General features: G+C 64.8%; 11 protein-coding genes and 2 tRNA genes. 1 reads left to right on the forward strand and 12 read right to left on the reverse strand.

What is annotated here, in order from left to right; translation table 11 throughout:
• The 3 genes from RYM47_RS15875 to uvrB all read right to left on the reverse strand — a co-directional run.
• A partial coding sequence (locus RYM47_RS15875; RefSeq protein WP_315389073.1) for a DUF4131 domain-containing protein occupies window positions 1–492 on the reverse strand: 492 nt, incomplete at its 3' end.
• A gap of 183 nt (window positions 493–675) precedes the next feature.
• Window positions 676–750 (reverse strand) — tRNA-Val (locus RYM47_RS15880).
• A gap of 107 nt (window positions 751–857) precedes the next feature.
• The gene (gene uvrB, locus RYM47_RS15885) at window positions 858–2,882 is read right to left on the reverse strand and encodes an excinuclease ABC subunit UvrB (RefSeq protein ID WP_019337166.1); all 2,025 of its coding nucleotides are present in this window, start codon (window positions 2,880–2,882) and stop codon (window positions 858–860) included.
• A 128-nt stretch (window positions 2,883–3,010) separates the two neighbouring features.
• Here uvrB and RYM47_RS15890 point away from each other — a divergent pair, with 128 nt between their 5' ends.
• Entirely contained in the window at window positions 3,011–3,535 is a 525-nt protein-coding gene (locus RYM47_RS15890; RefSeq protein ID WP_241885577.1) for a GspH/FimT family pseudopilin, read from the forward strand.
• Between the two features lie 60 nt (window positions 3,536–3,595).
• Here RYM47_RS15890 and RYM47_RS15895 read toward each other — a convergent pair.
• The 9 genes from RYM47_RS15895 to RYM47_RS15935 form a co-directional block, all read right to left on the reverse strand.
• Window positions 3,596–3,672: transfer RNA gene (locus RYM47_RS15895), tRNA-Asn, on the reverse strand.
• Window positions 3,673–3,724: 52 nt separating this feature from the next.
• Entirely contained in the window at window positions 3,725–4,168 is a 444-nt protein-coding gene (locus RYM47_RS15900; protein WP_315389087.1) for a type IV pilin protein, read from the reverse strand.
• Complete coding sequence (locus RYM47_RS15905) at window positions 4,165–7,914, reverse strand: PilC/PilY family type IV pilus protein (protein WP_315389089.1); 3,750 nt, start codon at window positions 7,912–7,914, stop codon at window positions 4,165–4,167. Before RYM47_RS15905 ends, RYM47_RS15900 begins: the two co-directional genes overlap by 4 nt.
• A gap of 11 nt (window positions 7,915–7,925) precedes the next feature.
• Window positions 7,926–8,450 carry a PilX N-terminal domain-containing pilus assembly protein gene (locus RYM47_RS15910; protein ID WP_315389091.1) on the reverse strand — a complete coding sequence of 175 codons (525 nt, stop codon included), beginning with the start codon at window positions 8,448–8,450 and terminating at the stop codon, window positions 7,926–7,928.
• Window positions 8,451–8,452: 2 nt separating this feature from the next.
• Complete coding sequence (locus RYM47_RS15915) at window positions 8,453–9,610, reverse strand: PilW family protein (RefSeq protein WP_315389093.1); 1,158 nt, start codon at window positions 9,608–9,610, stop codon at window positions 8,453–8,455.
• On the reverse strand, window positions 9,607–10,083 hold the full coding sequence (pilV, locus tag RYM47_RS15920; protein WP_315389095.1) for a type IV pilus modification protein PilV: 477 nt from the start codon (window positions 10,081–10,083) through the stop codon (window positions 9,607–9,609). The genes RYM47_RS15915 and pilV overlap by 4 nt, the downstream gene beginning before the upstream one ends.
• Window positions 10,080–10,595 (reverse strand): GspH/FimT family pseudopilin, encoded by a 516-nt coding sequence (locus RYM47_RS15925; protein ID WP_315389097.1) that lies wholly within the window; start codon window positions 10,593–10,595, stop codon window positions 10,080–10,082. Before RYM47_RS15925 ends, pilV begins: the two co-directional genes overlap by 4 nt.
• Before the next feature lie 137 nt (window positions 10,596–10,732).
• Window positions 10,733–12,121 (reverse strand): nucleotide 5'-monophosphate nucleosidase PpnN, encoded by a 1,389-nt coding sequence (ppnN, locus tag RYM47_RS15930; protein ID WP_315389099.1) that lies wholly within the window; start codon window positions 12,119–12,121, stop codon window positions 10,733–10,735.
• Window positions 12,122–12,232: 111 nt separating this feature from the next.
• Entirely contained in the window at window positions 12,233–15,418 is a 3,186-nt protein-coding gene (locus RYM47_RS15935) for a carboxypeptidase regulatory-like domain-containing protein (RefSeq protein ID WP_315389100.1), read from the reverse strand.
• Between the last annotated feature and the right edge of the window lie 160 nt (window positions 15,419–15,578).

Genomic DNA, 15,578 nt, shown 5'->3' on the forward strand with positions numbered 1-15,578 from the left:
GCGCAGCCGTGCCTGGAACTGCCAGCGCGCACCGGCCTGCACGGCCAGGCGCGGTGCGGGCGCGCGCGAGGGCGTGGCGTCGTACCACGCCAGCGCCAGCTCGCGGCCGCGCAGCTGTGCCGGCTGGGCCGGGTCGTCATCCACGCGGAACCGGAACCGGGTGCTCCGTGGCCCCTGTCGCGGCAGATCCACCACCCTGCCCTGCACCGTGTACTCGCGGGATGTTGCATGGGCCGGCAGCTGCATTTCCAGTCCTGCATGCCCCTGCACCGTGGTCCAGCCGATGCCCACCAGCAGCGCGCCGCACCAGCGTGCACGCGGCCAAGCGCACCACAACAGCACACCGGCACACACTGCGCACCACGCCAGAACCGCTGGCATCAGGACCGGTGCGAACACCACCCCGCAGGCGCCGCACAGCAGCGCCGCTGCGGCCGCTTTGCCGAACATCGGCAAAGGTGCTGCGAAGATTCGTGAGGACCGCTGCGACACGCGCGTCATCCAGCTCACCCGCTGCGATGGAACGCACAGCGTGGGCATGCGGCGTTGCCCATGCCATCGGCCGGGTGCGAAAGAAGATGTCGGGAAGTTCCGCTGGCGCAGAATGCAGAAAGCAAAAAAGCCGACCTGATGGCCGGCTTTTCTGTTGTTCCACCGCAGTCGCTGGGACTGGAGTGGTGGGCGGTACAGGGTTCGAACCTGTGACCCCTACCATGTCAAGGTAGTGCTCTACCGCTGAGCTAACCGCCCGTTTTTGCTTCTGAACGTCCGCGATTGCGTCGGTGCAGGCCGCGTATATTACGGATGCCGGCCGTGAAGCGCAACACTTTTGTGAAGAAGATGCTGCACTGCCGCGTTCAGCCCAGACTCGCTTCCTTCAGCTGCCGGATCTGGTCACGCACGCGGGCGGCATCCTCGAATTCCAGGTCCTTGGCGTGCTGGTACATCTGCTGTTCCAGTGCCTTGAGACGGGACGCCAGCTGGGCCGGGCTGAGCGATCGATAGTCACTCCCCTCCTCGGCAACGCCGGGCCTGCCTTTGCCCTTGCCCTTCTTTGCTTCCTTCTCGGCGGCGTCCGAACGCGCCCCTTCCAGCACGTCGACGATCGGGCGCGCCACCGAGCGCGGCACGATGCCGTGCTCCTCGTTGTACTCGACCTGTTTGGCGCGACGACGGTCGGTCTCATCGATCGCGGCCTGCATCGAACGGGTGATCTTGTCCGCATACAGGATCGCCTTGCCGCGCACGTTGCGCGCGGCACGGCCGATGGTCTGGATCAGCGAACCGGTCGAGCGCAGGAAGCCCTCCTTGTCGGCATCCAGGATCGCCACCAGCGACACTTCCGGCATGTCCAGGCCTTCGCGCAGCAGATTGATGCCCACCAGCACGTCGAACTTGCCCAGGCGCAGGTCGCGGATGATCTCCACGCGCTCGACCGTATCCACATCCGAGTGCAGGTAGCGCACGCGGATGCCGTGCTCGGTCAGGTACTCGGTGAGGTTCTCGGCCATGCGCTTGGTCAGCGTCGTGACCAGCACCCGGTCACCGGCCTTGATGCGCGCGTTGGCCTCGCTCATCAGGTCATCGACCTGGGTACCGACCGGACGGATCTCCACCACCGGATCGATCAGGCCGGTCGGGCGCACCACCAGTTCGGTGATCTCGTCACCCGCCTCGCGGTACTCGTACGGGCCTGGCGTAGCGGACACGTAGATGCTGCGCGGGCAGCGCTCTTCCCACTCCTCGAAGCGCAGCGGCCGGTTGTCCAGCGCCGAGGGCAGCCGGAACCCGAATTCGACCAGCGTCTCCTTGCGCGAACGGTCGCCCTTGAACATGGCACCGATCTGCGGAATGGTCACGTGCGATTCGTCGATCACCAGCAGCGCGTCGGCCGGCAGGTAGTCGAACAGGGTCGGCGGCGGCTCGCCGGCGTTCTTGCCGGTCAGGTGCCGGGAATAGTTCTCGATGCCGTTGCAGAAGCCGACCTCGGCCATCATTTCCAGGTCGAACTGGGTGCGCTGCGCCAGGCGCTGCGCTTCGACCAGCTTGTTCTGCGCGTACAGCTGCTCCAGCCGCTCCTTCAACTCGACCTTGATCGTCTCGATCGCTGCCAGCACACGCTCGCGCGTGGTGGCGTAGTGGGTCTTCGGGTAGACCGTGAAGCGCTGCATGTTGCGCAGCGTCTCGCCGGTGAGCGGGTCGAACAGGGTGATCTTCTCGACCTCGCCATCAAACAGTTCCAGGCGCAGGGCTTCGCTGTCCGACTCCGCCGGGAACACGTCGATCACTTCACCTCGCACGCGGAACGTACCGCGCTGCAGCTCATACTCATTGCGCGTGTACTGCAGCTGGGTGAGGTGGTTGATCAGGTCGCGCTGGTCGATGCGCTCGCCCTTGGACAGGATCAGGCGCAACGACAGGTAGTCTTCCGGCGCGCCCAGGCCGTAGATCGCCGATACCGTCGCCACCACGATCGCGTCCGGGCGCGACAGCAGGGTCTTGGTCGCCGCCAGTCGCATCTGCTCGATGTGCTCGTTGATCGAACTGTCCTTCTCGATGAACGTGTCCGACGACGGCACGTAGGCTTCCGGCTGGTAGTAGTCGTAATAGCTGACGAAATACTCCACCGCGTTGTGCGGGAAGAACGCCTTGAACTCGCCATACAGCTGCGCCGCCAGCGTCTTGTTCGGCGCCATGATCAGCGTCGGCTTCTGCACGTTCTGGATGACGTTGGCGATGGTGTAGGTCTTGCCCGAGCCGGTGACGCCCAGCAGGGTCTGCTTGGCGATGCCCGCTTCGAAGTTGCTGGTCAGCTTTGCGATGGCATCAGGCTGGTCGCCCGCCGGCGAATACGGCGAGACGAGTTCAAAACGGTCGCTCATGGTGTTGCCAGTTCCCGGGAAGGGTGAGTATACGGGGCAAGCGGTGACGGCCGGCTGAGGGGTTTCCGGGCAGGCAGCCGCGGCGTTGGCCGATGGTGAATGCGCGAGCACGGAACGAGGCTGGAGGCATGTCCCTTCATCTTCGCCCTGCCCGGCTCCACCGCGGCCTCCATCTGATCGAGCTGCTGATCGCCGTCATGGTGCTGTCGGTCCTGCTGGCGTTGGCGTGGGGCCCCTGGCAACGCACGCTGCGGCACTTCCAGGCGGAAACGCTGCGCGCCGAACTGGTCGCCAGCCTGTCGATGGCACGCAACGCCGCCATCACCGAACGCCGCCGCGTGACGGTCTGCGGTTCGTCGGATGGCCTGAGGTGTGACCAGGCATGGAGCCAGGGCTGGCGGGTGCAGGTCGAACCGGCCAACAGCGCGACCGGCGCCGCAAGGGAACTCCGCGTGCACAGGGCACGGCAGCGTCATGTCGACCTGCGCACCAGCGATCATCGGCCCGACATACGGTTCCGGCCCGACGGCCGCAATGCCGGCACCAACCAGTCCATCGTGCTGTGCGTGAATGGACAGGAGCACAGTCGCGTGATCATCAGCGTCCCCGGGCGGGTCAGGAGCCAGCGCCCGCGCAGGCCCATCCCCTGCTGAAAACTGAAATGTCATCGCGGAAACGAAAAAAGCCGCGATTTCTCGCGGCTTTTTCGAATCTGGCGCCCGAAGTTGGACTCGAACCAACGACCCCCTGATTAACAGTCAAGTGCTCTAACCGGCTGAGCTATTCGGGCGGGGACGCGAATTCTAGACGTTCATCGAGTGCGTTGCAAGGTCCTCATGCGCTTACCAGCATTCCTGCGCGCTGGTGTTGGCAGGGGACTTCACCCCCGCCTGGTTCACCGACATCGTCGCGCAGGGATCCTTGGCCTGGTCGCCCTGTGGAGCCGCGGTGATCGTGAAGGTATTGGCAGTGGGTGCGTTGAAGGTCACCTGGTAGATCGCCTTGCTGCCATCACGCGGCGAGGCGATCGTGGTTGCGCCGCTCTCGGCGAACGTGAAGCTGGAGTAGCTGTTGTTGAGCGTGTGATGGCGCTCGGCACGCTGCGCGTACTCAACCAGTTCGGCCTTGGCCGCGGCGCGCTTGGACTTGCGCACCTGGCTGGTATAGGAGGGGTACGCGATGGCGGCCAAGATCGCGACCACGGCGACGGTGACCATCAGTTCGATCAGGGTAAAGCCGACGACCTTGTACGGACGGCGTCCCTGCGGGAAGGAAGTCTTGCTCACTGGATCTGCCTCCACGATTGGCGACCGCACGGATAAGGGACGTAGACAATGTCAGGACCATTGGGGTAGCCCATGTAGCAGCCGGGGCCGCCCGGCGGGGAGGGAGCCGGCCCAGCGCCACCACCACTACCACCACCGCCACCGCCACTCAGCGACGCCACCGGCACGCGCGGAAGCGCGAACGGGGTGTTGTTGAGCACGGGCGCACTGCCCGTACTCCGGTTCTTGAGGCCGGCGGTGCCGACTGCGAAGCCCGTACCGCCCGGCGAGTTCAGGGTGGCACGACCCAGCGCGCCCTCACCGGTCAACGGGGTCAGCGCAAAGAACCAGTTGATGCCCGTTGCGGCACAGCCACCCGACGTGGACGGTTGCGGCGCGTAGGTGGAGAGGCTGACGATACCGTTGGCCAGCGTCGGATTGCTGACTACGCGTTCGCTGAGCCCGTCCTTGAGCGAACTGACCGGCAGGTCGATGTACCACCCGCGCGCGTTTGCGGGGGCGCCCGCAATGGCGGTGAGCGTCCGCGAGTCGCCGGAGGTATTGACGGTCCGCCCCATCAGATTGGCGCGGGTCACGGTGCTGCTGGTCGGGCCAGCGTCGGTATCGTTCACGCCGTAGATAGTCTGCTTCGAGTTGTCGCGCACGTCTTCATTGAACGAGAAGCTGCCGGTACCGAAGTAGAGCATCAGGCCGCCATTGGGGCCGGTGCCGGTGGTGATGCCGCCGGTGATCGGCTGGCGCACGGTCAGGCCCTTGTCGGTGGACGGCAGGCTGGTGAACAGCGGCCGGTCGGGCTTCGCCATGTCGCGCAGGTCGAACTTCCACACCGCGCCCTTCTGGTCGGTGCCGTACACGGTGTCGGAAATGCCGTCGCGTGAGCGCACCTTCTGGTCAGTGCCGCCCCAACGGTCGATCACCACGATGCTGCCCAGGCCGTTGGTGCCGGACGGGACGCCCGTGCCGGTCTCGACCGCGTCGATCATGGTTGCGCTGCCGTCGGCGACATCCACCACGAACAGCACCGCCTTGCCATTGGCGCTGTTGAAGCCGTTGCCGAAGATGGCCTTCCACTTGATATCGGTCCCTACCTTGACCGGCACGATTACCGGCTTGGCCAGGACGAAGCCGATGTTGTTCCGCACATCGACCGGCAGGTTGGTGTCGAGGTCGCTGATCTCCCACTTCTTCGACGTCGCTGCGAACGTGGTGCCCGGGGTCACGTCCAGGCCGAACACGCCGCGACCACCGGCACCGGAGGCGCCAACCAGGGTGGTCCGCCAGGCATTGCCATAGTAGGTGTCACCGACGGCAATCTGGCCGTCCACGAAGTAGCGGTGCTGGAACTTCTGCGAGGTCTTCTTTTCCGGCTCCGCGCGGAACAGCAGATTGGCCATGTTGCCGAGCGCGGTGTTGGGAATATAGGCAAACGCTTCGGTACCGCCACCGGCAACCGTGTCGCCCTTGGCATCCATGCCGCCGTTGAACGCGTGCAGCATGCCGTCGTTGGCGCCCACGTAGATCATGTAGTTGGCGGTGTCTGCCTTCTTCTTCAGGTACTCCGCGTAAGCCTTGCTCATCGTCGTGTCCGCCAGGCGGCGATACCCGTAGTCGTCCTTGGGCGAGCTGATGAACGGCGTGGACGTGACGATGTCGCCGATCCGGGTGGTGCGGTCGCGCAGGATGCCGCCATTGCGCACTTCGCGGGTTGTGTCGCCCCGCAGGTAGCTCACGGCCATGGCGATGTCGATCTTGCGATCGATCAACTCCTGGGTGGTGTTGCAGATCGACATGTCGGGATACTGCGTGGGCTTGTTGCAGATGTCGCCCAGGCTCACGTTGCCGGAAGTGAACTCCTGGGTCGCGCCATTCTTGGTGAAGAAGATCTTGCGGGACGCGGCGCTCTGCAGCTTCTCACTGGCTTCCCAGAACGGCGTCTGCACGATCGAACGCGTGGTCGGATCCACCGACAGCTTGGTGGCCGTCAACTTGCCGAACCAGTCGGTGCCCTCGTTGGTGTACTCGTAGTACGGCGCGACCGTCAGCGAACCCGCGCCGATGCGCGCACCGCTGAAGCCGGTGCCGCCCGACGGCGAGGAGCCGGCCGTCACCGCCGACAGCACGCGGCGCATGGCGTCGGTGATTTCCGCCGGCGTGCGGGCATTGATGTACTCGCCGCGGGTATTGACCGCAGCGTGCCAGATGTCATCGACCGTACTGCGCGCGTCATTCTCCCACTGCGGCCAGTTGTTGTAGATCGCGGGGGTGGTGTAGGCGTTCTGCGGGTTGTCCGGATTGAACAGATTGCCACGCGCACCCAGGGTAACGCCGTAGAAGTTCAGGTGGAGATTGGTCTGGCAATCCTGGTGCTTGTCGGGATTTCCGCTCTTGCACGCCGCCGGCACCGGCACCTGGCCCGCGGTCAGGTCGGGACGCAGCGGCGGCAGGCCGTTGATGTTGTTGTAGTACTTGCTGACGATGTCGGCCATGGTGTCGAAGTAGCTGTCCGAAAACGGCGCCCCCATGGTCTGGTCGTTATTGCCCACGGTCTTGGTGCCGCCATTGCTGAAGCCGTCGGTAAACAGCATCACCGCATTCTTCTGGCAGACCTCCAGCACCGGCGCTGCATCATCGGTGCGGGTGAACTGCTGGGTGGCCGAATACACCGCCTGGCGGTTGGGCGTACCGCCGCTGGCCGGCAGCGCAAGCATCTCGTCGAACAGCGCCTTGCGATCGGTGTCCACGCTCATCTTGCGCATCGGCAGGCGCTTGGCGGCCGTGTCGTAGCTGCCGTTCTGGTTGATCCGGAAGTAGCCGACGCGCAGGTTGGCGACGTTCGACAGCGAACGCGTCATGCCGGCGATCATCGCGCGGTTGCGGTTGCCATAGTACGTAAACCAGTTGGCGAAGTTCTTTGAACCAGCGTCGCTGTCGCTGGCCGGGAGCGTGTACTTCCACATCGCACACCCGGTGCCGCACGCATCGCTCACCTGCACACGGGTCGCGCCGGCATAGGCGTTGGCCTCGCCTGGCAGCTGCGGGTACGGGTCACTGGTGCCGTTTATCACTTTGACGAAGAAGGTCGCCGGCCAGTACTCGACCCGCGTGTCTGAAATGTTGTTGTTCCAGGTGCCAGCGTTGCGGTACGAGGTTCCGTTGATGTACGCACCCGCCTGGTACGTCATGCCACGCTGGATACGGAAGGTTTCGGTACCGTAATAATTGCTGGTCAGGTTGACGGTAGTGGTGGCCGCAGTCGGCTTGGGATCGATCCGCGCCTTCGACGGGATGGAGGGGGCGAAGGACACGTCCTTGTCATCCTTCCACGGTTCATACCTCACCGTCGGATTGAAATACGTAGGGTTGTACTGGGACGAGCGCGCGAAACCAAGCGAGTCGAACGGCGGCAGGCCGTAGTAGCTGCCGCTGATGCGGGGCCCCGGCATCAGATAGAAGTAATCGCAGTTGCCCGATGTGTTCACCACGCCATTGGCGTCAAAGAAGCTCAGCCGACTGGTACTCCAGCAGCCCTCGCCGTCCTGGCCGGGGAACTGGGTCTGGAAGGTCATCGAGCCGGAGTCATCCACCGCCATGATGAAGGCCGGCGTGGTGTCGGCCGGAATGTTCAGCGGCTTCTGGGCAAGAATGCCCTGCCCCTGCGCGGCAATAAGGTTGTAGCCGACGAATGCCAGGCCGATCACTGCCACCGCCGAGCCGGCGGCCGTCCACTTGAATCTGCGCGAAGCCATGGCCGCGGTCCTCAGAGCTTGAAAATGGTGTCGATGACGGAGCGCGACGTCGGATTTGCCGGGTCGTCGGCCGCATACGCGGTAATCTGGAAGGTGGCCGTAGCCTGGTCGATCGGCAGGCCCTGGTCCTGCGAATTGCTGCCCGGGCCACCGCACTGGTCGATCTGGCGCACCCGTACCTTGGGCGCGGCTTCATTGTTCTTCGCCAGATCCCTGCCCCACTGGACCGGGTCGAACCCGTCTTCGCAGTTCTGGGTGATGCTGGTGATGTCGACAAGGCTGCCGTCGACAGGCGCATTCCGGTTGGTGATCGCTTCCACGGCGTCCTCCGCGTTGCGCACCGCGCCTTCAGTGTTCTGGAAGGAACGGCTGGCGGCGCGGTAATTGGACGCCATCTTTTCCTGCATGCCGGCGACCTGGATGCCCGCGATCCCGATCAGGGCGAGCAGCAGCAGCATGATCAGCGCGACGTACAGCACGGCGCCCCGCTGGTGGCGGACGGACGGGAAGGCACGGGGATGCGGCGAGCGGATCATGGTCAGTTCCCGAACAGGCGATTGCGCAGGGCGATGCTCACTTCATAGGCGGTGCGGTAACGCCCATCGGTAACGGCATCCTGGTTGTAGGTCATGCCCAACACGCCGAGCCGGGCGGCGGCATCCGTCGGTTTGGCATTGCCGGTACGGTCCGAGCTGCGCGCGACCAGGCCAACCTGGACCAGGCCCACCCGCCGCCATGCGCCAGCACCGGTGGCATTGGTGTCGACCGACACCCCGGAGGCCACCTTCTGCGAGGTGATGTTGCCGACCGGGGGGGTCGCGCCGGTAATGTCGAGCGTGTTATCCAGCCCGTACATCAGCTGCAGGTTCTCGATGCCTTCGACCAGCTCTTCGTTGATCGTATACAGGCCGGCCGAATTGGCGCGCGCACGGCGCAGGCCGGGGCCGTTGGTACCGTCACCGATGTAGTAGACCATCGACTCCGCGCGGTAGACCACGGTCGGCTCGGGCTGCGGTGCATAGCGCGTGAGGTCCACGGTGCCGGCGGTGAGCTTGTTGGCGGCCAGCGTCCCTGCGAACACATCCACGTATTCGCAGTTGGCGATGCCGAACATGGTCGGCGTCGCGATTCCGTTTTCCGTGAGGCGCTTCCAGCGATCGTTGTCCGCAGCGAGCGTCAGCTCCTGGGCATTGATGGCCGTCACCGGGACGCCTTCCGGTGCCAGGAAACGCAGCACCAGGACGTCGCTGCCCGCCACCGGCTTCGGGTTGAGGTTGCTGATCCACGCGGGCAGCCCCGTCGGCAGGCTGCCGCCGCCCACGTTGAGCGTATCGGTTGGCGCGGTACCGGGCGCTTCATAGCCCTGGATGGCGACGCTGAAGTCCAGCGGACTGCCAGCGCCGGTGGCAGCGACGAAGTTGTTGCGGGGCAGGCCCGTTTCCTTGATGAAGTGCGCCTGGTCATTCACGCACCCCATGTGCCCGGCCATGCGGATGTCGCGCTCGAGGAAATCCAGCGCGAAACGGCCGTTCTCCTGCGCGCGGGCCACGCCTTCGGAAAGCCGCGATGCCTGGCTGGAGGCAAGGAAGACCTGGGTGACGCCCAGCATCAGGATCAGGCCGATGACCAGGGAAACCATCAGTTCGATGAGGGACAGGCCGGCCTGGCGGCTGCGGATCATGAGCGGACCTTTCATAGCTGGGTCACGATTTCGAAGGTGGTCGCTGCATCCGGCGCGGTCCTGCTCCAGCGCTCGTCGGCCCAGCTGACCCGGACCGTCGCCACGCCTGCGGCCACGGTCACATTCGCCGAGGCGTTATTGCCCAGGGCCTTGACCACCTGGCATTGCCAGCGGGCGATGTTCTGCTCCACCGTGACGTTGTTGATCGGGCGCGCGCACACCCCGGCGGCGGTCTTGGTCCCCGCCGCGAAGGTGGCATTGCTGTACCACTCCGACGCATGCCGGTTGCTGCGCATCTGTTCGGTCAGGTCGTAGGCGAGGTTGGTGGCCTGTGTGCGGTAGTTGGCACTCTGGACATAGCGGACGTTCATGGTCTGCAGCAGCGCGAAGCCGAGCAGGCCGAACGCCAGCACCACCACGGCGACCAGCACTTCAAGCAGGCTGAAGCCGCGCTGGCGGCCCCGCGGACGATAGGGGTTACGGATCATTTGCAGGCTCCCTTCACGGTCGTGACCTGGCCGGAGGCGTTGATGGTCATCGTGCTCTGCAGCGGCTGGTTGTCGCATTTCTGCGGACGCAGGGTCACTTCCTGATCGGTTCCGTTGCGGCGACGCCCCCGGCCGTCGAAGGCGATCAGGGCGTTGGTAGGACCCGCGACGATCAGCGCACTGTTGACGGCGCTGTAGCGAAGCACGGTTTCGGCGTTGCTGAAGGCGCCGTCACCATTGCTATCACTGAAAGCGAGCATGCCCTTATCCCATTTGCCGTCACAGCTGGTGCCGGTGCTGCTGCCGCAGACCGCCCCACCCTGGTTGTTGCGGATCGCGTCGCTGCGGGCGAGGTTCACCAGGCCGATCACCTGGTTATGGGTGGTGGCGAGTCGGTTCGAACGGATCAGGCTCTGGAAGTTCGGAAAGGCGATCGCAGCGAGGATGGCCACCACCGAGACGGTGACGATCAGTTCGATGAGTGTGAAGCCCTTGGACCGGCGTAAAGACATGGGACGCTCCCCAGCGTGATGGCAGGACAATGAACGGCCCGCCGTCCGGCCGCAAGGAGCGGCAGGACGAACGGTCGCTCGCAGGCGACGGGCGTCAAACCGTTGACACCCGTACGGTGAGAAGTGGCCCCTTCAGCTCAGGCCAGCACCCGGTAACAGGGCTGGTACTCCCCGGAGATCTTCATCCGGCGCTGCTCGACGAAGGCGCGCAGCAGTTCGTCCAGGGCCTGCATCATGTCGGCGTCGCCGTGGATCTCGAACGGGCCGAATTCCTCGATGCGGCGCATGCCGTCTTCCTTCACGTTGCCGGCCACGATGCCGGAGAACGCGCGGCGCAGGTCGGCCGCCAGGGCATGCGGCGGGCGCCCATGGTGCAGGTCCAGACCGGCCATGGCTTCATGGGTCGGCACGAACGGCTGCTGGTACTCCCACGGAATCTCGATGGACCAGTTGAAGAAGAACGAGTCCTTCTGTGCCAGGCGGTGTTCGCGCACGCGCTTGATGCCGGCCGACATCTGCCGGGCCACGGCCACCGGGTCGCCGATGATGATCTGGTAGCGCTCGGCGGCGGCATCGCCCAGGGTCAGGCGGATGAAGCGGTCGATCTGCTCGAAGTACGGCGCGGCCACGGTCGGGCCGGTCAGGATCAGCGGGAACGGCAGGTCCTTGTTTTCCTCACGCAGCAGGATGCCGAGCAGGTACAGGATTTCTTCGGCGGTGCCGACACCGCCGGCGAACACGATGATGCCGTGGCCGATGCGCACGAACGCTTCGAGACGCTTCTCGATGTCCGGCATGATCACCAGGTGGTTCACGATCGGGTTCGGCGACTCGGCGGCGATGATGCCCGGCTCGGTCAGGCCGATGTAGCGCGTGGTGTGCTTGCGCTGCTTGGCATGGGCGATCGTGGCGCCCTTCATCGGGCCCTTCATCGCACCCGGGCCGCAGCCGGTGCAGATGTCCAGCCCGCGCAGGCCCAGCTCGTAGCCGACCTGCTTGGTGTACAGGTACTCGTCGCGGCCGATCGAGTGGCCGCCCCAGCAGACCACCAGGTTCGGGTCGCCGGGGTTGAGGATGCGCGCATTGCGCAGCAGCCCGAACACCGCATTGGTGATGCCCTCGGACGACTCCAGCTCGGCCGCGTAGGCCGGGCCCATTTCAATGGCCATGTAGGCCAGGTCGCGGACCACGGCGAACAGCAGCTCGGCCACGCCGCGGATGATCTCGCCGTCCACGAAGGCCATGGCCGGCGCGTTGACCAGGTCGATGCGGACGCCGCGGTCCTGCTGGGCGACCTGGATGTCGAAGTCGGGGTACAGATCGCGCGCCGCGCGCGGATCGTCCGAGGCACTGCCGCTGGTCAGCACGGCCAGCGCACAGCGCCGCAGCAGCTCGTGCATGCCGCCGCCGGAGGCGTCGCGCAGGCGCGCCACTTCGGCGCGCGAGAGCACGTCCAGCCCACCGCGCGGGTAGATCCGCGCGTCCTGCACCGGCAGCGCGCGTGCCGGCTTTTCAATGATGGTCATTTCCATACTTTTCGCTTCCTCTAAGGTTGCCAACTTTACTGCTGCCCCCTTTAAAAGCAAAACGGCCGGGTTTCCCCGGCCGTTCATTTACTGCTTCAACCGCTCAGTTCATCAGAACTGGTAGCGGAAGCCCAGCTGGACCGACCACTGCGACACACCGACGTCGAAGCCGTCTGCGTCGTTGTTGGCCACGGCCGGGGTGTCCGCGCCGGTGAAGTTGTACACGTACTTGCCGTCCTTGATGCCCTGCAGGGCAGCCACGCGCGCATCGGCAAAGAAGCCGTAGTCGTAGATGTTGCCCCAGTCCTTGTTGAGCATGTTGCCGATGTTCTGGACGTCGATCCAGATCTCCGACTTGTGGCCCTTCATGAAGCCCGGCAGTTCCTGGCTGACGCGCAGGTCGAAGGTGTTGATCCAACCGGTGCGGAACTGGTTGGCCGGGGCGTAGCTGCCCGCGTACTTGGCCAGCTGCGGGTTGTTGGCCAGCCATTCGTAGAACGACTTCTCCATGTTCGGATCGGCCACGAAGTTGCTGCCGGTCAAGGTGCCGAACAGCACGTCGCCCGGGTTCGGCACGTAGAACAGGTCGTTCGCGGAACGGCTGTCGCCGTTGGCGTCGTTGGTGTACACGTAGCTGTACGGACGGCCGCTGCGGCCTTCGTAGACCAGGCCAACGCGGGTTTCGTAGTCACCGAAGAACTTGTGCTTCCAGTTCAGCGCACCCGACAGGCGGTCACGGATCTGGTAGCGCGAAGTGTTTTCGGTCTCGTCGTTGGCATTGAAGGCGTACTGGTAGCCCCAGCCCGAGCTGGCGGTGGAGCTGGTCAGGGTGCCGACTTCGGTGGCATCGGTGTAGGTGTAGCCGATGTTCCAGGACCAGTCACTGTCCGGCGCCCACGGCTTGGCCAGCGAGACGGTGAACTGCGAAGTGCGACCCTTGTCGGTGTTGGCGATTTCGTACACGGAGTCGTAGGCAGTGTTGCGTCCGGCGCGGGCATCGTTGTTGCTCCACGCGTTACCGTTGCGCGACTGGGCGTAGTACATCTGACGGCCGTCCGGACCCAGGAACTGCACCGGACCCAGGTTCAGGTTCTTGTAGTACAGGGCGTCCTTGACCTTGGTCACCAGCAGTTCGGCCGAGGCCACCACGCCGTACCACGGCAGTTCGTGGTCGAAGGCCAGGTTGGCCTTGTACACCGACGGCATGTTGAAGTCGCTGCCGACGAAGTTCACGTTCTGGCGGTTCAGACCCGGGGTGGTCGGGACCGGCTGGCTGTCCTTGCTCGGGTTGAACGGCAGCGCCGGGTTGTAGGCGTTGAAGGTGTAGACCGAGTTGTTGAAGCCGGTCGCCGAGTAGCTGTTGCTCAGCCACACCTGCGGGGCATCACCCTGGAACAGGCCCACGCCGCCGCGCAGCTGGGTCTGGCGGTCGGTGTCGAAGGTGTAGTTGAAGCCCGCACGCGGCTGGATCAGGAACTTGTTGCTCAGCACTTCGCTGTTGTCCAGGCCGAAGAACTGCGAGGCCGGGGCGTTGTAGGCCGGCGCCGGGCTGGTGTCGGCACGGTCGGCACGCACGCCCAGGGTCAGGGTCAGGTTGTTGTTGACGTACCAGGTGTCCTGCACGAACAGGGCCAGGTTGCTGAACTTGTAGTCCGCCGGAATCGAGCCCGGGCTGCGCTCCGGGTTGTAGTTGTAGCTGCTCCAGCGGCCGGCAGCGAAGTTGTCCAGGCCATAGAAGGTGTAGGCACCCCACGAGGTGGCGCCGAAGTAGTTGTAGATGTCGTTGGTGTCGTACGAGGCACCGAACTTGACGTCGTGGTCACCCAGGGTCCAGGTGCCGGCAGCGTAGTAGTTCCACGCCTTGGTCTCCAGGATGTTGTTCTGCGAGTTGACTTCGGTACCGAGGTACAGCGAGTCGCCGGTGGGCGCAGCCTGGGTGCCGCGGAAGAAGATGCGGATGCTGGGTGCGTCGGTGGAGACGTTGCGGATCGCCGAGTACTCGCGGTACGAGGCCTTCAGCTCGGTCGAGAAGTTCGGGCTCCAGTCGCTGAACAGCTGGGCGACGTAGCTTTCGTTGGTCTTGTCGTGCTGGTACCAGTACGAGCTCAGCGAGGCCGTGCTGGTGCTCATGCCGTTGATGCGCAGCTTGCTCTGGTCGATCTTGCTGTAACGGATGTTGGCACGGTGGTCGTCGCTGATGTTCCAGTCCAGCTTCAGCGCGTACTCTTCCATCTCGGTGTCGCCGTTGCTTTCCAGGCCACCGGCGGCAATGCCGTAGCCTTCAGCGATCTGCTGCGCGCGGGTCACGTCGGCCAGGCTGAACTGCGGGTTGGCCTTGCCCAGCGCGGTGCCGCTCAGGTCGGCGCCCGGGGCGGCCTGCTTGAACTTTTCGTAGTTGGCGAAGAAGAACAGCTTGTCCTTCACGATCGGGCCGCCCACGGTCATGCCGTAGGTTTCTTCCTTGGTGAAGCCCTTGAACGGCTGGCCTTCCGGGTTGTCGCCGAACCAGTCGCCGTCACGGTAGGTGCCGTAGACCGAGCCGTGGAATTCGTTGGTACCGGACTTGGTCACCGCATTGACGGTGGCACCGGCGGCGGCAGCGATGCTGACGTCGTAGTTGGACAGGTTGATGTCCAGCGCTTCGATGGCTTCCATGGCGACCGGCTGGCGGCGGGTCGGCATGTTGTTGCCTTCCAGGCCGAAGGTGTCGCTGGCGGACACGCCGTCGATGTTGATCGAGTTGAAGCGCGGGTTCTGGCCGCCGGCCGAGATCGAGCCCGAGGCGCGGTCGATGAAGGTCACGCGCGGGTCAAGACGCATCAGGTCCTGGATGTTGCCGCCGATCGACGGGGCTGCCTCGATCTGCTGCTGGCTGATGTTGGTGCCCGAGCCCATCTTGGTGGAGCTGAACACTTCCGAGCCACCGGCCACGGCCACGACCTGCACGGCTTCCAGGTTGGTGGCAGCGACGTCGCCGGTCAGGGCGGCGTTGACGGTGCCGGTCTGGTTCACGCCCAGATACACGCCGTCTTCGGTCTTGGTGCCTTCACCGGACTTGGTGATGGTGATGGTGTACGGACCACCCACGCGCAGGCCGCGCGCGTTGTAACGACCCGCGGCATCGGTCACGGCGCGGCTGACCGTGCCCGACTCGACGTGCGTGATGGTGACTTCGGCGCCAGCGACAGGCTGGCCAGCGGCGGACATGACCTGGCCGCCGACACCGGCAGAGGTGCTCTGGGCGAAGGCGGGGGCGGCAGCAAGTACAGCCATGAGGCCAAGGGTGAGCTTGGACATCCGGAGACAGCGTGGGTCGATCATTGGGAGTAGCCTCGATGCGAGTTGGCGATGACGGAAAAAAAAGCGCGCCCAAGCAGCAGCCGTTCAGGCAGCTGCATGGACTTTTATCTGGGTTCCCTTGCCGCAGGCTGGTTTCAGCCGCAACGGTTAACACTAG

It is taken from the genome of uncultured Stenotrophomonas sp. (assembly GCF_963519125.1).
GTDB lineage: Bacteria > Pseudomonadota > Gammaproteobacteria > Xanthomonadales > Xanthomonadaceae > Stenotrophomonas.